We start from the raw sequence: 21,043 nt of genomic DNA, 5'->3' as shown, positions 1-21,043 counted from the left end.
CGCGCGAAGGTGAAGTTTACGCTTGGACCTTTGCGCAGCCAAGCGTTTTTCCGTGAACAACCAAGGAGGGAAGCATGAAAATTTCACGTCGCACGGTGGCCCTTGGAGGCGCCGGCTTGCTGGCCGCGACCTCGCTCGGGTCGCCCAGCGCACTTGCGGAAGGCCTGGTCTCGGACCTGATGGAGGGTTCCGACGAATTCGGCCTGGCGGTCGAGGCCTACACCTACGGCTATCCTCTGGTCACCATGGAGATGACACGTCGCGTCGTCACCAATGTCGTAGAGCCCGAGGGCACCAAAGGTCCGATGGGCCACCTCATCAAGCTGCGCGAATATCCGAATGCGGCATTCCGCGACGTGACGGCGCCCAACGCGGACACGCTTTACACAACCGCCTTCCTCGACGTGGGCAAGGAGCCCTGGATCGTCAGCCTGCCGGATCTGCATGACCGCTATGCCCTGTTCCCGATGCTCGACGGCTGGACGACGGTCTTCGACGTTCCGGGAAAACGCACCACCGGCACCGGCGCACAGACCTTCGCCATCACCGGCCCCGGCTGGGAGGGTACGCTGCCGGAAGGCGTCAGGCAGTACAAGTCGCCGACCAGCATCGTCTGGCTGCTCGGGCGCATCTATTGCACCGGCACGCCGGAGGACTACGCTGCGGTTCACAAGATCCAGGATGAGGTGAAGCTCTATCCGTTGAGCGCCTACGGCAAGGACTGGACCCCGCCCCCCGGCAAGGTGGACCCCTCGATCGACATGAAGACGGCGGTACGCGACCAGGTCAACAACATGGACGCGGTCGAGTATTTCACGCTGCTGGCCGAACTCCTGAAAACCAACCCCCCGACCGAGGCCGATGCGCCGATGGTCGAGAAGCTTGCCCAGATAGGCATCGTGCCCGGACAGGACTTCGACAAGAGCAAGTTCGATCCCGCCTTTGCCAAGCGTGTCCCGCAAATCGCCTTCGCCCGCATCATGCTGCATTTCAAGTTCAGCGACGGAGATGTCCAGGACATCAACGGATGGGGCTTCACGACCAAGACCGGGATCTATGGCGTCAACTATATCCAGCGGGCGCTGGTGACGGCGATCGGCCTTGGCGCCAACCGGCCCCAGGACGCGATCTATCCGACGTCCATGAAGGCGGATAGCGGTCTGATCAAGAGAGCCTACAACGGTTCGGAAAAATACGTCCTGACCTTCAAGAAGGGCCTGACGCCGCCGGTTTCCGGCTTCTGGTCGCTCACCATGTATGACGAGAACTATTTCTTCGTCGACAACCCGCTGAACCGCTATTCGATCAGCGCCCGCCAGCCGCTCAAGGCCAACGCCGACGGTTCGATCGACCTTTTGATCCAGAACGAATCCCCCGGCGCCGACAAGGAGTCCAACTGGCTGCCCGCCCCGAAGGGAAAGTTCATCCTGATGATGCGCCTCTACTGGCCGAACGAAAGCAATCCGTCGATCATCGACGGTTCGTGGACGATACCGCCCGTGAAGAAGGTCGGCTGATCATCCGCTGCAACGCGCTGTCAGGCCGCGCTCGTCGCCACGCCTGACAGCCTGGGTCACAAAACGGGGTCACATTTTGGGGCCGGCGACCTCGGATGCGATCAGAACCGGGCCTTTCGCCGGAAAACCGAGCCCGGCGGCCTGGCCGGTCGCGAAGGACGCGTCTACGTCGGGGGATACGACAAACGCCTCGCCGAGCGCGGTGGAGACCACGAATTCGAGGTGGCTGCCGACATAGGTCGCCTTGGCGATCGTGGCGGCAAGCGTGCCGGGCGTGCCGGCCGGGTGGAGAACCAGCCGGCTCGGCCGCGCGGCGAGTCTGGCCGGGCCGGGCTTGAAGCCGCGCGCCGGCAGGGCAAGCGTCAGGCCGCCCAGCCTGACGGAAGCGACGCCGTCCGCCACGCTGGCGATCTCGCAATCGAAGATATTGGCCTCGCCGATGAAGTCGGCGACGAAGGCGTTGGCCGGCGCTTCGTAGAGATCGCGCGGCGTGCCGTCCTGCGCGACGACGGCGTTGTTCATGACGATGATGCGGTCCGAGACGGCGAGCGCCTCCTCCTGGTCGTGCGTGACGTAGACGACGGTCAGGCCGAGCTTCTGCTGGATCTCGCGGATCTCCTCGCGGACATGGCGGCGCAGCTTGGCGTCGAGATTGGAGAGCGGCTCGTCGAAGAGCAGCACCTGCGGTTCGAGCACCAGCGCGCGGGCGACCGCCACGCGCTGCTGCTGGCCGCCGGAAAGCTGGCTGGGCAGGCGCTCGCCGTAGCCGGAGAGGCCGACGAGATCGAGCCCGGCCTGGGCGCGGCCGGCGACTTCCTTCTTGGCGAAGCCCGAAAAGCGCAGGCCGTATTCGACGTTTTCGCGCACCGTCATATGCGGGAACAGCGCGTAGGACTGGAACACCATCGACACGTCGCGGTCGGTTGCAGGCAGCCTGGTGACGTCGGCGCCGCCGATCAGCACCTGGCCTGATGTCACCATCTCCAGGCCCGCGATCATGCGCAGCGTCGTGGTCTTGCCGCAGCCGGAGGGTCCAAGCAGCGTGACCAGCCTGCCGGCCTCGATGTTGAGCGAGATGTCGTTGACGGCCGGCGTCTTGCTCTTGCCGTAGATCTTGGTGACGTTCCGGAACTCGACCGAAGCGGCGTTGCTCTTGATCTCGGCCATCATCCTCCTCCGGAAATCACGGGCGCGCCGCCCTGGGGCAGGCTCACATTGGTGCGCGATTGCGACAGGTCGCCGCTGCCGCGACGGCCGATGTTGCGGCTGCCGACGGCGAGCTGCATCAGGCCGATGACTAAGAGCATGACGGCGATCAGCACCGCCGAATAGGCGATGGCGATGCCGTACTCGTTGTTCTCGACGCGGCCGACGATGTAGCTGGTCGACATGTCGTATTGCGCGCTGACCAGGAAGATGACGGCGCTGATCGCCGTCATGGCGCGCACGAAGGAATAGACGAGTGCGGCGAGGATCGCGGGCCGCAAGAGCGGCAGCACCACCTTGCGGAAGGTCTGCCAGGAGTTGGCGCCGAGGGTCAGCGAGCTCTCGTCGAGGCTGCGGTCGATCTGCGACATCGAGGCGACGCCGGCGCGCACGCCGACCGGCATGTTGCGGAAGATGAAGGAGAGCACGAGGATGATGCCGGTGCCGGTGAGTTCGATCGGCGGCACGTTGAAGGCGATGACGTAGGAGACGCCGATCACCGTGCCGGGGATGGCGAAGGACAGCATGGTGCCGAACTCGAAGGCGTCCTTGGCGGCGAAGTTCTGCCGCACCAAAAGGTAGGCGGTGATGAGGCCGATCCCGGCCGTCAGCGGCGCCGAGATCAGCGCGATCTGCATCGTCGTCCAGAACGAGCTCCAGGCAGCGCCCCGCCAGTGGATGCCGAACTCGTTCCAGCCGATGGCAAAGGATTTCACGTAGTGGTCGAAGGTGAGCGAGAAGTCGACGCCCCAGAGCTTGACGAAGCTGCCGTAGAAGATGGTCACGTAGATGAAGAGCGTGAACAGCGTCCACAAGCCTGCCACCGCGTAGACGACCTTGCGGAAGGTCGCGGGCAGTTGCGGGTGGACGCCCGCGTCGCCCTTGCCCGACACGGTGGTGTAGGACTTCTTGCCGAGCCAGAAGCGCTGCGCGTAGAAGGCGCCGAGCGTGAAGAACAGAAGCACCAGCGCCAGGATGGCCGCCTGCGCCTGGTCGTATTGCGCGCCGACGATGGCGAAGAAGATCTCGGTCGACAGCACGTCGAAATTACCGCCGAGCACGAGCGGATTGCCGAAGTCGGCCATGCTCTCGATGAAGCCGAGCAGGAAGGCGTTGGCGAGCCCCGGCCGCATCAGCGGCAGCGACACGGTGACGAAGGTCTGCCAGCGGTTGGCGCGCAGCGTCTGCGCGGCTTCCTCCATCGACGGGCTGACGCCCTCGACGACGCCGATCATGACGAGGAAGGCGATCGGCGTGAAGGCCAGCACCTGCGCGATGACGAGGCCCGGCAGTCCGTAGACCCAGCGCGTCGGCTGCACGCCGAACAGTTCCGAGAAGCCCTGCGTGACGATGCCCGAGAGGCCGAAGAGCAGGATGATGGCGAGCCCGATGACGAAGGGCGGCGTGATGATCGGCAGCACGGTGAGCGCGCGCAGCAGGGCGGCGTAGCGAAAGCCGGTGCGCGTGACCATCAGCGCGAAGACGAGGCCGAGGCCGGTGGTGACGATGCCGACGAGCACGGCGAGGAACAGCGAGTTCCAGGCGACGCCGCAGCGCTGCCCGCCCGACAGGCAGGCAAGGCCCCAGAGCCGGTCGCTGAACAGTTTTTGCAGGAAAATGCTCAACGAATAGTCGCCGTCCTGGGTGACCAGCGCGCTGGAGAACATCTGCAGGATCGGCATGAAGATGAAGAGCGCGACGACGGCGACGACGAAGCCGATCGAGCCGACGACGAACTCGTCGCCGCCGACCGCGCCGCGCGCGGCGAATCCAAGCGTCAGGAGGAAGAGGAAGGCGCCGCCCACCAGCACCGCGCCCCAGCCCATGCCGAACTGGCGATCGCCGAGTTCGCCGAACATGGCCGTCAGCCATTGCCACTGGAAGCCGCGCAGCCCGATGCCGAAGCCCTGCAGCAGGAACCACGCAAGGCCGGCGGCGCCGACCGCGATCAGCAGGGCGCCGAAGAAAGGCTCCTGCTTCTTGCGCCGCCACAGGAGAAGAGGCGCGAGCAGGAGAGCGCCGAGCGGCGCCAGCCAGAGCTTTTCCCCCTGCAGCACCAGAAAGAGCGCGGGAGCGACGTTGCCCGAAAGCGGCCAGCCGTCGAACAGCCAGGAGAAGGTGAAGAAGTTTCTGTTCAGCCCATACCAGGGCAGCAGGCAGTAGCCGGCAAGACCGACCGCCGTCCACAGGACGACGGTCGGGTGAAGGGCAGGGGCGGTTCGCTTAGCGCGCAAGGCGCCGGGCTACTGCGGCAGCGTCGAGACCTCGGTGTCCCACTTCTGGAGCAGGCGCTTGCGCTCGTCACTTGAGCCGTACTTCTTGAAGTCGTAGTCGATCAGCTTGATCGTCGACAGGTCAGGCGAGAGCGGCGAAGGCGTGGCGTTCTTGTTCGACGGAATCTGGTACGACTTCACGTCCTTGGCCTTGTCCTGCATCTCGGCGCTGAGCGCCCAGTCGTAGAACTGCTTGGCCTGGTCCGGATTGCGCGCGCCCTTGATCAGCGACATCGAGCCGATCTCGTAACCGGTGCCCTCGCAGGGGGCGACGGTGACGATCGGGAAGCCGGCGGCGGTCTGCGCCACCGCATCGTGCATGAAGACGATGCCGACTGTCGTCTCGCCGAGACCGGCGGCCTTGATCGGGGCCGAGCCCGACTTGGTGTACTGGTTCACATTCTTGTGAAGCGACTTCATGTATTCGAAGCCGGCCTCCTCGCCCATCAGCTGAACCATCGTGGCGAGCATCGTGTAGGCGGTGCCCGACGAGTTCGGATTGGCGATCTGGACATGGCCCTTGAACTCCGGCTTGATCAGGTCGGCCCAGCATTTCGGCTCGGGCAGACCGTTCTTGGCCAGCAGGTCCTTGTTGTAGCCGAAGCCGAGCGCGCCGGAATAGACGCCGATCGTCTTGTTATCAGCCGCTTCGGCCTGGCCGATCGCCCAGTCGTGGAGCTCGGCACGCATCGGCGATTCGTAGGCCTCGGTCAGATCTTCCTCCGCGGCCTGGAGATGCGGGTCGCCCGTGCCGCCCCACCAGACGTCGCCCTTGGGATTGGACGCCTCGGCGCGCACCTGGGCGTAGGTCTCGCCCGAACTCTTGCGCGTCATGTCGACGGTGATGCCGGTCTTCTCCTCGAAGCCGGTCTTGATCTGCTGGCACCAGGCCTCATCGGCAGAGCAGTAGAGGGTGAGGCTTTGCGCGCTTGCCGATACGGCGCCTGCCGTCAGAAAGGCTGCTACGGCGGCCGAACGAAGATAGATCGTTTTCATGCCTTGAATTCCTCCCTTTGTTCGTCGTCTAAATAATTCGCGACTTCCGGCACATTCGGAATTTTCCCGGCGAATTGCAATACGGAGTTGGTGACCCGATCGGCGGAAGAGGTCGACGCTTCGTCAGGCCGGGAGAAGCGCGGTCCGGTAGGGGGGAAGATCAAGGCGATCGCCCTGTTGCGCTGCCGCCGACCACGCAGCTTCGGGCTGGAGCAAGGAGGCGCTTGTAAGCCCGGCCGGGAAGGTAAGCGAGACGGGCTCGGGCGACAGGTTGGCGACCAGCGCTTTGCGGTTCCGGCCGGAGCCATAGGCAATGCCGTAGACGCCGGGGATGCCGGTGTGGAGGGCATGGCCCTCCAAGCCGGAGGCGGAGGCGAGTTCCGTGACGACGGCCTTGATGGGGCGGGACGAGCCGTCGGCGTTGAAGATGCCGAACGGGCCCGAGGGCGCTGCGAGGATCAGCGTTTCGACGCCTGACGATGCGACCTGAGCAGCCGCCGCGACGGCGTAGGCTGCTGCGAACAGAGCGGATTGGCGCGGGTCGATGGTTGCGGAAGGCACGCGGCGGTTGGACGGGTTGGGCTGCGTGGCGGAGCCGTACGGGTTGTGTCTGACGCCGATGGTACAGGGGCCGAGCCAGACGGGTTTTCCGGGACAAAGCGCGCGGGCGCTTTCGACCAGCGTCGGATAGACCGACAGCGTCTCGGCGACTGAAATGTCGTCGGCGGCATGAACCGTCGCGGCGATGCTGAAGAAGACGAAGTCGCCGGCCGTTCCGGGCGGGTTGCGGTTGAATTCGGTGAAATAGGACGGCGTGCCGGCGCCGATCGGCCTAGCGAAGCCTGCGCGTCTCAGCGCGGCAACCAGTTCGTCGATCGGACCCTCGCCGTCGGGCAGGGCGTTGCTTGGCCGCGACGTGAACTCGCGGCGCGGCGAGACGAGTAGGGCGGCCGGCGACAGGCCCGCGGACTTGATCGACCTCAGCGCCTCGGCCGCCTCCGCATCGGGATTGCGGGCGCCAAGCACGAGCTCGACGGCGATGGAGGCGCGGCTGTCCCTTGCGAAGGCGGCGATGCGTGAAAGGCCGGCGACGCTGTCCGGATCGCCTGGGTCGAGCCGCGCAATCAGGATCTGCGGCGCGCCATCTGGCGGCAGGCTGCCGAGGCCGGATTCGTCGAAGAACAGCGCGATATCAGGCATGCGCGCGACCGGTGCGCCGAAAGAGAGGTTTGCGGAGCCGGAAGCAGCCGTGCCCTGCGCCGGCGCCTTGCCCTCGACGCTGACGGTGATGCGCTGGCGGTCGGAAGAACCCTTGGCGATGACATAGGGGCGCGGTTTCGACAGAGGCCGCACATAGGTCTTGAACGAAGCGTCGGCCCAGTTGCGCTGGTCCTCCATCTCGAAGGCGTCGCCTTCCATCTCGACGGTGCAGGTGAGACCCGGAGCGGCCTCGTGGGTGATCGCCTTTATGTCGAAGGCGGGCTGGTCGGCGCTGATCCGCAGCGGGAAGACAGCTTCCTCGCGCGCGCCGTCACTGTGAAGCAAGCTTATGCGCGCGCCGGCGGCTTCGGTCGCGTGAAGAATGACGAAGCCGGTGCGGTTGGTGGGAAAGTCCGCGAGCGCGACGCCCACTGCTTCCATCGTCAGCGTTCCCGACGCGTCGCCGCGTATGCGCATCGTGTAGGAAAAGCCCACGCCAGGCTCGCCGCACAACCCGTCATAGTCGACGGCGAAGCTGGTCTCGCCTTGCGTGACGCGCAAGTTGGAGAGCGTCGGCTTGAACGTGCCCCATGACTCGTCCCGGGCAAGGTAGTTGATGGCGCGGACGATCTCGATGCCGGCAAAACGTATGTCGCGCAGATTGCCGTCTTCGAGCACCGCCGAGAGCAGGCCGGCGGCAAGGCGTCGTCGTTCGGGCGGCGGCTCGTCCGTGCCGAACAGTTCCAGCGGGCCGATGCTCATTTCGCGTTCTGGCCCACGGTGAAGGTATTCACCGTCTTCTTGCGGACGAGCGGCCGCGTCTCCTCGTCGAAACTCTTGAAATGCGCCGAGGCGAGATGGATGTCGAAGGCGGCCTGGTCGGTGTATATTTCGTAGAGGAAAACCTCGCGGCCCACCGCGCCACCGGTCGGGAAAAGCACGTCGAAGCGCAGGCAGCCGGGCTCCAGCGCGACCGACTGGCGCGCATTCTCGGCGACGAGGCGCTGGAACTTTTCCGCCGCGCCATCCTCCAGCTCGAAGGAGACGGTGATGGCAAAGGCGTTCGCCGAAGGCGATGCCTGCCGCTCTTCGGTCGTGGACTGAACCACTGTCGTCACCGGCCGCCTCCGAGCACGATCAGATCCATTTCACTGGCGCGACCGCGCGGTGTTCGGCCGCCGCGCGATAGGCGGCGTCGACCAGTGCGTAGGTCCTCAGATTGTCTTTGCCGCGCGTCTCGGCCGGCACGCCGCGCTGCAGGCAGTCGAGGAAATGGCGGCAGGCGCCCATCGCGCCTTCCTGGCTGACATGCCAGGGATGCGAGGTCCAGGAAAGCAGCGGCGCGCCGATGTCGCTTGTCGTGGCCTTGCCGTCGCTGGTCACCTTCATGTTGCAGCCGGCCGTGACGATGATCGAGCCGCGCGGACCCTCGATCTCCAGCAGCGTCTCCGGGAACCAGTCGTCGGCGCGGCGCGCCTCGTAGGTGGCTTCGACCACGCTGACGGCACCGCTCTCGTGGCGCAGCAGCATGGTCGCGGTGTCGTCCTCGGCCTTGACCCTGGGGTTGCGGCGCTGGATCTCGCAGGAGATGCGCGAGACATCGCCGAGCAGGAAGCGAGAGACGTCGAGCACATGAACGCCGACATCGGCGATGACCAGCTTTTCCTCATCGAGGAAATAGGGCTGGGTCTTGTAGACATCGAAGCCGGTGCGAAAGGTGATGCGCGCCCAACTCGGCTGACCGATGGCGCCGGAGTCGATCACCTTGCGCACGGCGCGCAGCGGCGCCTGGAAGCGAAAATTCTCGTGCACGGCGAGCCAGACGCCGGCCTTTCTTGCCGCGTCGACGATGGCCGTGGCGTCCTCCCATGTCGGCGCGAAGGGTTTCTGGACAATGGTCGAGACGCCATGCGCGATGGTGGTCTCGGCGATCGCGCGATGCGTGTCCTGGCGCGTCACGATGTCGATCGCATCGAGTTTCTCCGCGCCGAGCATCGCCTTCACGTCGGTGTACCAGGGCACGCCGAACGTTTCGCCGGCAGTCTTCGCCTTGGCGGGATCGACATCGCAGACGGCGGCGAGGGCGGCGCCATCAGGAGCGAGGTCGCGCCAGGCGTTGAGATGGTTCTGCGCGTAGAAGCCGCAGCCGATGACGCCGATGCGGATGGTCCTGGCCATGTGGTCAGCCCGCGACGATCGGGGTTCTGAGGATGCCGATGCCGGCCGCCTCGATCTCGACCACGTCGCCGGCCTTCATGAAGATTTGCGGGTTCTGGAAGACGCCGACGCCGGCCGGCGTGCCTGTCGTGACGATGTCGCCGGGCTCCAGCGGCATGAAGCCGGAGAGGAAGGAGATGAGCTGCGGCAGCGAAAACAACCAATCCGACGTGCTGCCGTCCTGCAGCGTGCGGCCATTGAGGCGGGTCTTGAGCGCGACATTGTCCGGCCGCGTCAGCTCGTCGGCGGTGACGATGCAGGGGCCGATCGGCGCGTAGCCGGCGAGGTTCTTGCCGATGGTGATCTGGTTGTCCTTGAACTGCACGTCACGCGCCGAGATGTCGTTCAGGAGCGTATAGCCGAAGATCGCCGGCATCACGTCGGCTTCCTTGGCCTTGAACAGGCGCTTGCCGATGACGGCGGAAAACTCGACCTCGTAATCCATCTGCTCGGTGCGTGCGGTCTTTTCGACCGGCGTGTCGTGGCCGACCACGGAGCTAGGCAGCTTGGCGAAGAAGAACGGCTCCGTCGGCATTTTTGCATTGGGATTCTCCAGCGCATGGCCCTTGTAGTTGATGCCCGAGCAGAGAACCTTGCCCGGCCGGATCGGCGCCTCAAGCTTGACGTCCGACAGCGCGTAGCGCGGCGCCTTGGCGAGGCCTGCGCGCACCTTGTCGAGAGCCGCGGCGCCGCCCTCGACGATCTCCAGAACGCTGCCGGCGATGCCGGCTTCGGTGAGGCAGGCAACCTGAGCGCCCTCGAGCACGCCGGCGTGATGGTGCTTGCCCGCGCTGTGCGAGAATGTAACGAATTTCATGCGGCCTCCGGTATGAAGACGGCCTTGTGCAGGGCCATCGGGTTGTCTGCGAGTTTTGCGAAAACTGCGGGCGCCTCGCCGAGAGCGAAGGAACTGGCGATCTCAGGATAGTGGATCTTGCCGGACGCGAGCAGGTCGAGCGCCTCGGGGAAACAGTCGACCGAGGCGCGCGAGCCGAGGATCGTGACTTCCTTGCGGGTGAAGTCGAGGCCGGGCAGGGTGATGCCTTGCCCCTTTTTGACGAGGCCGAGGATGACGATGCGCCCGCCCGCGGCGACGAGGTCCATCGTCTGCTCCATCGCGGGAACCGCACCGGTCGCTTCCATCACGACCGGCATGCCTTCGCCGTTGGTGAGTTCGAGCACGCGCTCGACTAGGCCGGCGCCGCCGGCAACAGCTATCGCGCCAAGATCGGCCGCGGTCGAAAGTCTCTCCGCCGAAATATCGGTAGCGTAGACTTTCGCGCCGCGCGCGCGGGCCACCTCGACCACGGCGAGCCCGATCGGGCCTGCGCCGAGCACGAGCACGGTGTCGTCGGCGGTGACCTGGCCCCGGCGGCAGCCCTGCACGCCGATGGCGACCGGCTCGGCGAAGGCCGCCTCGAAATCGGTGAGGGCGTCGGGCACGACGTTGAGGTTTTGCGCGGGGGCGACGACATAGTCGGCGAAGCCGCCCTCGCGGTGGACGCCGATGATGGCGAGGTTGGCGCAGCAATTGCGCTTGCCGATGCGGCAGGGGTAACATTTGCCGCAGCCGATGAAGGGATCGACGACGACGCGGGTGCCCGGAGCGGGGCCGGCAGCATCCGAGCCGTAGCTTTCCACGACGCCGGATATCTCGTGGCAGCCGATGCGCGGGTAGCTCACATAGGGGTTCTTGCCGGTGTAGATATAGAGGTCGCCGGCGCAGAGGCCCGCAGCCTTCACCTTGACCAGCACCTCGCCCGGCCCGGGCACGGGCTTTGCGACATCCACTATCCGGATCGCCTGCGGCGCGTCGAAGATCGCGGCGCGCATCAGGCGGCGGCCGCCGCGGGACGCAGGACCTTGCCGGCCGCGTCGAACTCGATCCACTCGCCGGACTTCAGCAGGTAGGGGTCGGCGATCCTGCCGCCCCGCGCTTTCGCCTCGCGGTGGTGCTTCATGTATTCGGCGACGTCGGCGTCGCCGTTGAGCGTGATGTAGTGGCAGGGCAGCACCGTCTCGAGGCCAAGCCATTGCGTGGCGAGCACACCCTCATAGGGGCTCATTTCGCCGGTCATCATCTCGCCCGGCATTGGGTTCAAGTGCAGGATCTCCTGCGGATTGGCGATGCCGATGCAGCCGACATTGGGCTTGTAGAGCTCGCCCTGCAGCTTGAGGTCGCTGAAGATCGCGGTGTCGCCGTAGTGGTAGAAGCGCAGGCCGTCGGCATAGACGATGAAGGCCATCGGCACGCCGGAGATGAAGCTGCCGTCCTTCAGCCGGATCTGCGACCAGTGATGGCATTCGAGCGGCTGGATCTCGATGCTGGCGACCTTGACGCGGATGCCCCAGGTGGTGGCGCGGATCTGCGACGCGGGGATGCCGCGATCCATCAGCCAGGCCTTGACCTCGCCGCCGCAGACGACCGGGCAGCCGTATTTCGCCGCGATCTTGTCGGTGTCGCCGAGGTGGTCGAAGGCGGCGTGGCTGACGATGACGAGATCGACCTTGTCGAAGTCGCCCGATTTAGTGAGCGCGCCGGGGTTCTGGTCGAGGAAGGGGTCGCACAGGATGCGTATTCCCGAACTCGTGATGATCTCGTAGGCGGCGACGCCGTGGAAGCGGATGCGGGTCGTGGGCGAGGTTGTCATGCGATGCTCCGTCTGAAAATGCCTCCGGCGACAGGGAGTAGATCGCCGGAGGCTGGCAAGGAAACGTTCCTCGCCGTTGATCGTCCTACTTCACGTTGAGCGCGGTCAGCACCTTGTCGACATTGTCCTTGGTGACGAGAAGCACGCCGGTGTCGACGGTATCGGGGATCGGACGGCCGCCGTCAGCCGAGCCGAGGCCGGCCGACTTCAGCGTGTTGGTGTTGTAGTCGTGCAGCAGCTTCACCGCGTAGTAGATGAAGAGCTCGCGGTTCTGCACGACGATGCCGTCGACCCAGCCTTCCTTGGCTGTCTTGAAGAAGTCAGGCGTCTGCTCCATCGCGGTGACCTTGATGTCGCCCGGGTTCTTGCCGGCTTCGCGCAGCGCCGTCACGATGCCCGCGCCGGATTCGGAATCGAACCCGGCAAGGCCGGCGATGTCGGGGTTGGCAGCGATGATCGCCGCGGTCACCTGCGCCGCCTTCTGGGCGTCGCCGCCGTCGTCCTCGTTGGCGACGATGGTGTATTTGCCGCCGCCATTGGCCTCGATATAGGCGGTGAAGCCGGCGACTGCCTCGCGCATGTTGCCGGCGTTGATGATCGACATCATGCCGAGCTTGCCGCCGTTGGGCAGCATCTCCATCATCTTCTTCGCCTGGGCGACGCCGACCTGGGTCCAGTTCGTGCCGATATACGCGAGGCGGCCGGAGTCGGGCAGGTCGCCGTCGTCGACGACGGTCGGCACGCCCTGCTCCATGCACTTCTTGACGGATTCCGTCAGCGACGGATCCCAGCCGCCGACGACGGAGACGCCGGAGGGCTTCTGCGCGCAGACCTGGTCGACGGCGGCGATGAAGCCGGGCACGTCGAAATCGGTCGGGCCGGCGACGACGACGCGTACGCCGAGCTCCTCGGCGATCCGCTTCATGCCGACATAGTCGTACTGGACGAACAGCGGCAGGTTCGCCTTGTTGGAAATCCAGTAATAGGTGTATTTCGCGTCGGCAGGCCCGTACTCCGATTCTTGCGCCGAAGCCGGCGCCGACAAGGCAGCCGCCGAAGCGGCAAGCGCCGCGGCTGCGAGCAGTGATTTCATCATTGTTCTCATTTCATTTCCTCCACAGGACAGGCATTCCCAGTTGCAGTTCCTCCCGGTTGCCCGGAGCTTTCCATCTGAGCATCGGGGTTTGCCGATGCTCTGTTGAGCACCGGATTCGCCGATGCTCTCCGACCCCCTCGAGGATCGACTTCACACGCGGCCGCTCGTCTTGAAGCGGTCGAGCGAGACTGCGAAGAGCAGGACCAGGCCGACGACCATGCCCTGCCAGAAGACGCCGATGGCGTTGATGATCATCGCGTTCTCGATGAGCGCGATGAACAGGACGCCGAGTATGCCGCCGATGATCGTGCCTTCGCCGCCCTTGAGGCTGGCGCCGCCGAGCACGGTGGCAGTGATGACTTTGAGCTCGATGCCGACGCCGGCATTGACGACGGCGCTGTTGAGCCGCGCGGCGCCGAAGACACCTGCGATGCCGGCGAGAGCGCCCATGATGATGAAGGCGACCAGCGTGAGGCGGTCGACGCGGATGCCGGAGAGCTGGGCGGCGCGCGGATTGCCGCCGACGAAATAGAACTGGCGGAAGAAGCGCGTGCGCGACACCAGCCAGCTGCCGGCCAGCACGATGACGAGCATCACCCAGAATGGCGACTGGATGCGCAGGATCGGATCGGCGGCGCGGCCGTAGGCGGCGAAGGCGTCCGAGATCGGCGTGACGCCCGTGCCGGCGGTGACGTAGGTGAGGCTGCGATAGATGGTGAGCGTGCCGAGCGTGGCGATCAGCGCGTTGATACCGATGCGGGTCACGATCAGCCCGTTGATCAATCCCGCGATCGCCCCGACGGCGATGCCGACCAGGACGGCGACCTCCGCCGGCCAGCCCCACCAGCCGGCGACCACGCCGGCCCAGACGCCCGCCAGCGCAAGCGTCGAGCCGCAGGAGAGGTCGAAGCTGCCGGCGATCATCAGGAGCATCATGCCGCAGACGAGGATGCCGACCGGCGCGAGGTTCAGGAGCACCGCGCGAAGGTTGGCGCCGGTCGGGAAATTGTTCGGGTAGACGATGCTCATGCCGATGGCGAGGATCGCGACCAGGATCAGCAGCGTCAGTTCGCGCGAATCGGCGAAGCGGCGGACGACCCGCAGCAGCAGCGATTCCCGCTGCTGCACGGCTTCCTGGATATGAACGGCCTCAGTCATTTCTAAACCTCCGCTGCGGCCGCATCGCGGCGCGCCTCCGCGACCGAAGCCGTGTATTTCGTGGCCAGCCTCAGCACTTGTTCTTCCGTCGCCGTATCGCCCGGCAGTTCGCCGACCGTGTTGCCCTCGGCCATCACGATGATGCGGTCAGCGAGCGCCAGCACCTCGGGCAGGTCCGACGAGACGACGACAAGCGCCACGCCGCGCGCGGCAAGGGCGCGCAGCAGGCGATAGATTTCCGAGCGGGCGCCGACGTCGACGCCGCGCGTCGGCTCGTCGACGATCAAGAGCCTAGGCTCCACCGCCAGCCATTTGGCGAGCAGTACCTTCTGCTGGTTGCCGCCGGAGAGGTTGCCGACAAGCTGGCGGATGCTCGGCGTGGCGATCCTGAGCTCGTCGACGAATGCCGAGGCGAGCGCATCGGCCTTGCGCTGCGAGTAGCGCGCCCCGGTCGAGACCTTGCGCATCACGGTGGCCGAGATGTTGCTGACGACGTCCATGGCGGGAAAAAGCCCGGACCGCTTGCGGTCCTCCGGCACCATGCCGATGCCGGCCGCCTTGCCGTCCCACGGTCCGGTCGGATCGAACGGCCTGCCGCCGATGCTGATGTCGCCGGAGCGGCGGCGGCGCGCACCGAAGATGGTCTCGCAGAATTCGGTGCGACCGGCGCCGATCAGGCCGGCGAGGCAGACGATCTCTCCGGCCCGCACGGTCATCGATGCCGAGCGGACGAAAGGCGGCGCGCCGACATTGGTTGCTTCGAGCACGATGTCGCCGACGCGGCGCGCGGCGCCGTCGCGCTTGATGTGGACCTCGCGGCCGACCATCAGGCGGATCAACTCGTCGGTCGAGGTCTCGGCGACCCTGCGCATGCCGGCGAACTTGCCGTCCTTCAGCACCGTCACCGAATCGCAGAGCGCGAAAATCTCGGCCAGCCGGTGCGAGACGTAGATGATGGAGACGCCGTTCGCGGCGAGCTTGCGCACCACCTCGAACAGCTTTTCGGTCTCGGTGAGGGTGAGCGCGGCGGTCGGCTCGTCGAGAATGAGGACACGCAGATCGCGCGACAGCGCCTTGGCGATCTCGATGATCTGCGCCTGGGCCGGAGACAGGGATGCCACTTTGAGGGTCGGGTCGATGGCCACGCCGAGTTCGGCGATCAGCGCCGCGGCGCGGTCTCGCATGACTTGCTTGTCGACCTGGCCGAGCCATTTGGTCGGCTGGCGCCCGGCGAAGATGTTTTCGGCGACGGAAAGCTGCGGCACGAGCGAGCCTTCCTGATGGACGATGCCGATGCCGAGATCGCCGGCCGCCCGCTCGTCGATGTCGCCGACCTCGGCGCCGTCGAACAGCACCGCGCCGGCCGTGCGCGAATAGACGCCGGCGACGATCTTGCCGAGGGTGGACTTGCCGGCGCCGTTCTCGCCGAGAAGCGCGCGTATCTCGCCGGCCTCGACCGTCATCGAGACGTCGTCGAGCGCACGCACGCCGGGGAACGTCTTGGTGAGGTTGCGGACTTCGACGCGCGGAACCATGTCAGCCCACCACCGGCCTTGCGGCTGCGGAGCGGTTGCCGATCGCTGCGAGGCGCCGGGCCATCACTGCGTCTTCGCCTTGAGGTAATGCTGCTCGGCGGCCTGGACCATCCAGACCATCGCCTGGTTGTGCGGCGTGGCGACGCCGGCGCGCCTGCCAGCCTCGACGATGGCGCCGTTGATCACCTCGATTTCGGTCTGCCGCATGGCTTCCACGTCCTGCAGCATCGAGGCCTTGCCGCCGATCGCCTTCTCGAGCAGGCTGACGATCGCGTTCCAGCGCTCGTCATAGTCGAGTGCGATGCCTTGCGCGTTGGCGACGTCGACCACCTCGCGCAGGATGGCCGCCATTTCGAGCTTCGCCGGCTCGAAAGCTACGAGTTCGTGGGCGAAAAAACGCAGCAGCGCCGAGGTCGGCAGCGTGCAGGCGTTGAGCGCCAGCTTCTTCCAGACCTCATCGAGGATGCTGTCGGAGATGGTCACGTCGAAGGAGGCGCCGCGAAAGGCCTCGGCGACCTTTTCGAGCCGGCTGGTGGGCTTGCCGCCGAGTTCGCCGATATAGGTCATGCCGGCGCCGGGATGCTTGACCCGGCCGGGCGCCAGCAGCGTCGCGCTGTGATAGGTCAGGCCGACCAGAACCCTGTCCTCGCCGACGATCGATGCGATGCGCGGGGCGTTGCCCCAGCCGTTCTGTAGGCTGAGCACCGCGGTTTCGGGGCCGATCATCGGGGCGGCGGATCTGATAGCGGCCTCGGTGTGGTAGCACTTGACGAAATTGACGATGAGATCGACCGGGCCGACGCTCTTCGGGTCGTCGCTCGCCTTGACGGCGAAGGCAGGCTGGCTGCCGTCCTTTTCCTCTATGGTCAGTTTCCGGCCGTTGATCGCTTCGATCGCCGCCCGGGAGACGTCAATCAGGGTGACGTCGTTGCCGGCGCGCGAAAGATAGCCGCCGAACAGGCCGCCCATAGCTCCGCCGCCGCCCAGAATGGCGATTCTCATGCAGTTTCCTCCACCAGCTTTGCCGCAGTCCCAACGACCGCTTTTTCAGGACAGGACGCATGACAAAGCTGTGGAGTCATGGCTCCCCGCTCTTCCCATCCGGGCCGTCTTGAGCTTTGATCCTTGCAAGCTATTGCATGGTTGTCAAGCATGATGGTATGAAAGGTACATGGTCGATCCACTCGTCATCGAGCGCAAGAAGCTCTTCGAACATGTCGCGGCTCATCTGGAGGCGCAGATCCTGGCCGGCAAGCTGCGTCCGGGAGACCAGTTGCCGCCCGAACGCGATCTCCAGACCAGCTTCGGCGTCGGCCGCCCGGCCATTCGCGAGGCACTGATCTCGCTGCAGAAGGCCGGGCTGGTGGAACTCACCAACGGCGCCCGCGCCCGCGTGCTGATGCCGACGGCGAGCCACATCTTCACCGGCATGGCGCCGGCGGTGCGCCAGATGCTGTCGAAGGCCGAGGGGCAGCGGCACTTCCAGGGCGCGCGTCTGTTTTTCGAGGTGGGGCTGGCGCGCGAGGCGGCCAGGGCCGCGACGGAGGACGATCTCGCGGCGCTGAAGCGGGCGCTCGACGCCAACAAGAAGGCGATCGGCGATTCGGACCAGTTTACCGCGACGGACATCGCCTTCCACTTCGAGCTTGCCAAGATCGCACGCAATCCGATCTTCATCGCGCTGCACGACCAGATCTCGGAATGGCTGACCGAGCAGCGCGTGGTGACGTTGAGGGCGAGCGGCCAGGAGCGGACCGCCTACAACGCGCACAAAGCGATCTACGAGGCTATCGCCGCGCGCGACGCGGATGCGGCGGAAGCAGCCATGCGCAACCACCTCGAACAGCTCGCCAATACGTTCTGGCAACAGCGCGGCGAAAGCTGAGCGGCAGCCCGACGCGCGCGGCGTGTGAAGCCGCGCTGTTGCGGCACCGGCCTCATTCCGTACCGGCGTTCCCGATTTTCCGCGACGGCCCGAGGACACATAGGCGCCGTCGCGAGGTTCCCACTGCTCCAATCTCCTGCCTGTTCGTCCGGCATTACGGACAATTGTCTAGATAACCGGAATGGCCTATGGTCTGCGCAGACCCGGCGGGAGGACCTTGCCGGCATGATGCGCAGGAGTTCCGCATGACCAGTTTCCCCACGCCCTATACGATCGCAATCATCGGGGCGGCGAGCGGAATAGGGCGTGCGGCCGCGTCGCTGATGGCGGGGCGGGGCGCGGCAGTGATCTGCCTCGACCGCGACGGCGAAGGCGCGCGGCGCGCGGCCAACGAAATCGCCGCCGCCGGCGGCAAGGCGGCCGGTTATGCGCTGGAAATTACCGACAGGTCGCAGAAGGCCGTCTGGGACGCGGTCCTTCGCGAGAGCGGGCAGCTCCATGCGCTGGTCAATTGCGCGGGCGTCACCGGCAAGACCAATCTCAAGGTGCACGAGGTCGATCCCGACGATTTCGACCTCGTCTACCGCATCAACATGCTTGGCCCGCTCCTGGTTTCGCAGGCGGTGCTGCCACACATGATGGAGAAGAACTACGGCCGCATCCTTCATCTGGCCTCGATAGCGGGGAAAGATGGAAATGCGGGCATGACCGCCTATTCCGCCACCAAGGCGGGCGTCATCGGCCTGGTGAAGTCGATGGGCAAGGACTATGCCGAGACTGGCATCACCATCAATGCGCTGGCGCCGGCGGTGATCCGCACGCCGATGGTGGCGGCGCTGCCCGAGGCGCAGGTCGCCTACATGACCGACAAGATACCGATGAAGCGCTGCGGCGAGCTGGAGGAGGCTGCCGAGATGATCGCCTGGATCGTCTCGCCGGCCTGCAGCTTCACCACCGGCTTCACCTTCGACCTTTCCGGCGGCCGCGCGGTCTATTGAGATGACGAGCAGGATCGCACGGATCGAGGTCATTCCGGTCTTCTCGCCGGCAAGCTCGGCGAACGACCTCGACGGCACGGCGGACACGGTGATCGTAAAAGTGTTCGACGAAGAAGGCCGCTACGGCTTCGGCGAGGCCGATGCGCCGCCCGGGGCGGTGAAGAGCTTCCTCGAAATGCCGACGGCGCATCTGTGGAGCCGCAATGCCGGCGAGATCCTGGTCGGCGAGGATCCGCTGGAGATCGCCGCCATCTGGCAGAAGCTCTATGACGGCACCTTCTGGCCGGGCCGCCGCGGGCTCGGCATCCATGCGATCTCGGCGATAGACATCGCGCTGCACGACCTTGCCGGCAAGCAGCTCGGCGTGCCTGCGTACAAGCTTATGGGCGGCGCGCGGCGGCAGAAGCTCAGGCCATACTGCACCATCTTTCCGGGCCTGGCGCAGGGACGCGGCATAGCCGAGCTGATGCGCGAGATCGGCAGGCAGTTCGACACGGCGCTGGCGTCTGGTTTTCGCGCGGTGAAGATGGAGGTGCTGTTCTACGATCTCGTCACCGACCGCGAGCTGGTCGACCTGATCCACGAAGGCCGGAAAATGCTCGGCGACGAGATCACCATGGCGGTCGATTTCGGCTATCGCTGGCACAATTGGCACGATGCGCTGTTCGTGCTGGAGCGCGTGGCGGACGCCAACATCTTCTTCGCCGAGGCGACGCTGCAGCATGACGACCTCGCGGGCCATGCGCGGCTCGCGGAAAAGAGCTCAATCCGCATCGGCGGCGCAGAAGCGGCTGCGACCCGCTTCGAGGTGCGCGAATGGCTGACGGTCGGCAAGGTCGGCGTCGTGCAGCCCAATATCGGGCGCGGCGGCGGACTGACCGAGATCCGCCGCATCGCCGACATGTGCGAGCTTTTCGGCGCCGAGGTCGTGCCGCATGGCTGGAAGACCGGCATCACCTCGGCCGCCGGGCGGCATTTCCAGGCGGCATGCCCGGCGGCGCCGGTGTTCGAATATGTCTCGCCGCTGGTCTTCGACAGCCCGCTCAGGCGCGAACTGGTGTCGCCCGAGCCCGCCGTGGTCGACGGTTTCATGGAACTGCCGACCGGGCCGGGGCTGGGTGTCGAGCTGAACGAGGAACTGGTCGCGCGCTGGCGGGTGGATTAGCCGATCCGGTATTTTTCCACGGTCGCCGGGTCGAGGCTGACGCCGAGGCCGGGAGCGGTCGGAACCGTTATCCGCCCGTCCGCTTCGATCGGGAAGGCTTCCTTCGTCAGTTGCCAGCGCAGCGGCGACTGGCTGGTCGAATATTCGCAGGGCTCGTCGGCCCAATGCTGCGACAGGAAGGCGAGGTTGGCGGCGATCGTGATGTTCGATTTGTAGCCATGGGTGACGACGCGCCTGCCCAGACGCCTGGCCAGTTCGGAGATGCGCATCAGTTCGGTGATGCCGCCGGCCATGGTGACGTCGGGCTGGGCGATGTCGATCCTGCCGCGCACGAAGGCTTCCTCGTATTCGAAGCGGGTGGTCAGGCCGAGATCGCCGCCACCGATCGGCACGCCGAAACCCTGGAAGCGCGCATGGCCGTCGAGATCGTCGATCGGCAGTGGCGCCTCGACCCAGAAGAAATCGTATTGCTTGAAGATCGGCATCAGCGGCAGGCCTTGCTCGGCCTTCGTCCAGGCGGTGGCGGCGTCGACCATGAGCCGGATGTCGGGGCCGACATGCTCGCGCGCGGCGCGGATGAGCTCCGCCGTCTTGTCGAGATCGTCGCGCCAGAACGGGTCGGCGACGATCTTGATCGCCTTGAGGCCGAGCTTCAGGCCGCGGTCGATATTGCGGCGCACGTCGTCAGCCGTTTCGCCGAGCGGATAGACGGTGCCGTAGGCGAGCACGCGGTCGCGCTTTTGGGCGCCGAGCAGCGCGCCGACGCTCTTGCCCCGAACCTTGCCGCGCAGGTCCCACAGCGCAATGTCGACGGCCGATATGGCGTGAATGACGGCGCCGCGACGGCCGTAATAGCTGGTGAGGTCGTACATGCGCTCCCACAGGCCTTCGACGTCGCCTGGATCGGCCCCGACGATCGCCTGCTTCAGCCCCATGGCGTGGGTGTGCGAGCGCGGCGCATCGACGATCGCCCGGATCACCGAAGGCACGCTGTCCACTTCCGCAATCCCGGATAGGCCTTCGTCAGTGTGGACGAGAACCAGACAATTGTCGTATGACCCGTCGAACGTCTCGCCGGTCCAGCCGGGGACGCGCAGCTCGATCACCTCGATGTCCACGATTTTCATGCCGCTCCCTCCGTTCAAG

18 protein-coding genes are annotated in these 21,043 nt (G+C 65.9%); 4 read left to right on the top strand and 14 right to left on the bottom strand.

All coding sequences use genetic code 11. The features are described from left to right. The first annotated feature begins 74 nt into the window (after window positions 1–74). Complete coding sequence (locus ABLE71_RS04140; RefSeq protein WP_348782088.1) at window positions 75–1,517, top strand: DUF1254 domain-containing protein; 1,443 nt, start codon at window positions 75–77, stop codon at window positions 1,515–1,517. A 69-nt stretch (window positions 1,518–1,586) separates the two neighbouring features. Here the strand turns inward: ABLE71_RS04140 and ABLE71_RS04135 are convergent, their stop codons facing one another. From ABLE71_RS04135 to ABLE71_RS04075, 13 genes are all read right to left on the bottom strand, one after another. Beyond that, window positions 1,587–2,684 (bottom strand): ABC transporter ATP-binding protein, encoded by a 1,098-nt coding sequence (locus ABLE71_RS04135; RefSeq protein WP_348782087.1) that lies wholly within the window; start codon window positions 2,682–2,684, stop codon window positions 1,587–1,589. Beyond that, a complete protein-coding gene (locus ABLE71_RS04130; RefSeq protein ID WP_348782086.1) occupies window positions 2,684–4,957 on the bottom strand; it encodes an iron ABC transporter permease in 2,274 nt (757 codons plus the stop codon). Before ABLE71_RS04130 ends, ABLE71_RS04135 begins: the two co-directional genes overlap by 1 nt. 9 nt (window positions 4,958–4,966) lie before the next feature. After that, entirely contained in the window at window positions 4,967–5,992 is a 1,026-nt protein-coding gene (locus ABLE71_RS04125; protein WP_348782085.1) for an ABC transporter substrate-binding protein, read from the bottom strand. A 123-nt stretch (window positions 5,993–6,115) separates the two neighbouring features. After that, entirely contained in the window at window positions 6,116–7,954 is a 1,839-nt protein-coding gene (locus ABLE71_RS04120) for a hypothetical protein (protein WP_348782084.1), read from the bottom strand. Next, window positions 7,951–8,310, bottom strand: coding sequence for a putative quinol monooxygenase (locus tag ABLE71_RS04115; protein ID WP_348782083.1), 360 nt, complete (start codon window positions 8,308–8,310; stop codon window positions 7,951–7,953). Before ABLE71_RS04115 ends, ABLE71_RS04120 begins: the two co-directional genes overlap by 4 nt. Before the next feature lie 19 nt (window positions 8,311–8,329). Beyond that, complete coding sequence (locus ABLE71_RS04110; protein ID WP_348782082.1) at window positions 8,330–9,370, bottom strand: Gfo/Idh/MocA family oxidoreductase; 1,041 nt, start codon at window positions 9,368–9,370, stop codon at window positions 8,330–8,332. A 4-nt stretch (window positions 9,371–9,374) separates the two neighbouring features. Beyond that, on the bottom strand, window positions 9,375–10,226 hold the full coding sequence (locus ABLE71_RS04105) for a fumarylacetoacetate hydrolase family protein (RefSeq protein WP_348782081.1): 852 nt from the start codon (window positions 10,224–10,226) through the stop codon (window positions 9,375–9,377). Continuing rightward, complete coding sequence (locus ABLE71_RS04100) at window positions 10,223–11,242, bottom strand: zinc-binding alcohol dehydrogenase family protein (protein WP_348782080.1); 1,020 nt, start codon at window positions 11,240–11,242, stop codon at window positions 10,223–10,225. The genes ABLE71_RS04105 and ABLE71_RS04100 overlap by 4 nt, the downstream gene beginning before the upstream one ends. Next, entirely contained in the window at window positions 11,242–12,060 is an 819-nt protein-coding gene (locus tag ABLE71_RS04095; protein WP_348782079.1) for an MBL fold metallo-hydrolase, read from the bottom strand. Before ABLE71_RS04095 ends, ABLE71_RS04100 begins: the two co-directional genes overlap by 1 nt. An 85-nt stretch (window positions 12,061–12,145) precedes the next feature. Beyond that, complete coding sequence (locus ABLE71_RS04090) at window positions 12,146–13,165, bottom strand: substrate-binding domain-containing protein (protein WP_348782078.1); 1,020 nt, start codon at window positions 13,163–13,165, stop codon at window positions 12,146–12,148. A 141-nt stretch (window positions 13,166–13,306) separates the two neighbouring features. Continuing rightward, a complete protein-coding gene (locus ABLE71_RS04085) occupies window positions 13,307–14,314 on the bottom strand; it encodes an ABC transporter permease (protein WP_348782077.1) in 1,008 nt (335 codons plus the stop codon). 2 nt (window positions 14,315–14,316) lie between these two features. After that, a complete protein-coding gene (locus tag ABLE71_RS04080) occupies window positions 14,317–15,849 on the bottom strand; it encodes a sugar ABC transporter ATP-binding protein (RefSeq protein WP_348782076.1) in 1,533 nt (510 codons plus the stop codon). Window positions 15,850–15,912: 63 nt separating this feature from the next. Then, entirely contained in the window at window positions 15,913–16,851 is a 939-nt protein-coding gene (locus ABLE71_RS04075) for a 2-dehydropantoate 2-reductase (RefSeq protein ID WP_348782075.1), read from the bottom strand. 169 nt (window positions 16,852–17,020) lie between these two features. Between ABLE71_RS04075 and nanR the strand changes: the two genes are divergently transcribed. The 3 genes from nanR to ABLE71_RS04060 all read left to right on the top strand — a co-directional run bounded on the left by nanR (window position 17,021) and on the right by ABLE71_RS04060 (window position 19,897). Further along, the gene (gene nanR, locus ABLE71_RS04070; RefSeq protein WP_348782074.1) at window positions 17,021–17,734 is read left to right on the top strand and encodes a transcriptional regulator NanR; all 714 of its coding nucleotides are present in this window, start codon (window positions 17,021–17,023) and stop codon (window positions 17,732–17,734) included. A gap of 245 nt (window positions 17,735–17,979) precedes the next feature. Next, window positions 17,980–18,732 carry an SDR family NAD(P)-dependent oxidoreductase gene (locus tag ABLE71_RS04065; protein WP_348782073.1) on the top strand — a complete coding sequence of 251 codons (753 nt, stop codon included), beginning with the start codon at window positions 17,980–17,982 and terminating at the stop codon, window positions 18,730–18,732. 1 nt (window position 18,733) lies between these two features. Then, a complete protein-coding gene (locus ABLE71_RS04060) occupies window positions 18,734–19,897 on the top strand; it encodes a mandelate racemase/muconate lactonizing enzyme family protein (protein WP_348782072.1) in 1,164 nt (387 codons plus the stop codon). Here the strand turns inward: ABLE71_RS04060 and ABLE71_RS04055 are convergent. Then, entirely contained in the window at window positions 19,894–21,024 is a 1,131-nt protein-coding gene (locus ABLE71_RS04055) for a mandelate racemase/muconate lactonizing enzyme family protein (protein ID WP_348782071.1), read from the bottom strand. The genes ABLE71_RS04060 and ABLE71_RS04055 overlap by 4 nt on opposite strands. Between the last annotated feature and the right edge of the window lie 19 nt (window positions 21,025–21,043).

The organism is Mesorhizobium sp. KR9-304, assembly GCF_040049215.1.
Classification (GTDB): Bacteria; Pseudomonadota; Alphaproteobacteria; order Rhizobiales; family Rhizobiaceae; genus Mesorhizobium_K.
This window is presented reverse-complemented; position numbering and strand designations above follow the sequence as displayed.

What these genes read in the sequence shown, in the direction of transcription:
- ABLE71_RS04060 (WP_348782072.1), top strand. Translation starts at nt 18,734, where the DNA reads ATGACGAGCAGGATCGCACGGATCGAGGTCATTCCGGTCTTCTCGCCG.
- ABLE71_RS04055 (WP_348782071.1), bottom strand. Translation starts at nt 21,024, where the DNA reads ATGAAAATCGTGGACATCGAGGTGATCGAGCTGCGCGTCCCCGGCTGG.
- ABLE71_RS04120 (WP_348782084.1), bottom strand. Translation starts at nt 7,954, where the DNA reads ATGAGCATCGGCCCGCTGGAACTGTTCGGCACGGACGAGCCGCCGCCC.
- ABLE71_RS04085 (WP_348782077.1), bottom strand. Translation starts at nt 14,314, where the DNA reads ATGACTGAGGCCGTTCATATCCAGGAAGCCGTGCAGCAGCGGGAATCG.
- ABLE71_RS04110 (WP_348782082.1), bottom strand. Translation starts at nt 9,370, where the DNA reads ATGGCCAGGACCATCCGCATCGGCGTCATCGGCTGCGGCTTCTACGCG.
- ABLE71_RS04125 (WP_348782085.1), bottom strand. Translation starts at nt 5,992, where the DNA reads ATGAAAACGATCTATCTTCGTTCGGCCGCCGTAGCAGCCTTTCTGACG.
- nanR (WP_348782074.1), top strand. Translation starts at nt 17,021, where the DNA reads ATGGTCGATCCACTCGTCATCGAGCGCAAGAAGCTCTTCGAACATGTC.
- ABLE71_RS04140 (WP_348782088.1), top strand. Translation starts at nt 75, where the DNA reads ATGAAAATTTCACGTCGCACGGTGGCCCTTGGAGGCGCCGGCTTGCTG.
- ABLE71_RS04100 (WP_348782080.1), bottom strand. Translation starts at nt 11,242, where the DNA reads ATGCGCGCCGCGATCTTCGACGCGCCGCAGGCGATCCGGATAGTGGAT.
- ABLE71_RS04065 (WP_348782073.1), top strand. Translation starts at nt 17,980, where the DNA reads ATGACCAGTTTCCCCACGCCCTATACGATCGCAATCATCGGGGCGGCG.
- ABLE71_RS04075 (WP_348782075.1), bottom strand. Translation starts at nt 16,851, where the DNA reads ATGAGAATCGCCATTCTGGGCGGCGGCGGAGCTATGGGCGGCCTGTTC.
- ABLE71_RS04105 (WP_348782081.1), bottom strand. Translation starts at nt 10,226, where the DNA reads ATGAAATTCGTTACATTCTCGCACAGCGCGGGCAAGCACCATCACGCC.
- ABLE71_RS04095 (WP_348782079.1), bottom strand. Translation starts at nt 12,060, where the DNA reads ATGACAACCTCGCCCACGACCCGCATCCGCTTCCACGGCGTCGCCGCC.
- ABLE71_RS04135 (WP_348782087.1), bottom strand. Translation starts at nt 2,684, where the DNA reads ATGGCCGAGATCAAGAGCAACGCCGCTTCGGTCGAGTTCCGGAACGTC.
- ABLE71_RS04090 (WP_348782078.1), bottom strand. Translation starts at nt 13,165, where the DNA reads ATGAGAACAATGATGAAATCACTGCTCGCAGCCGCGGCGCTTGCCGCT.
- ABLE71_RS04080 (WP_348782076.1), bottom strand. Translation starts at nt 15,849, where the DNA reads ATGGTTCCGCGCGTCGAAGTCCGCAACCTCACCAAGACGTTCCCCGGC.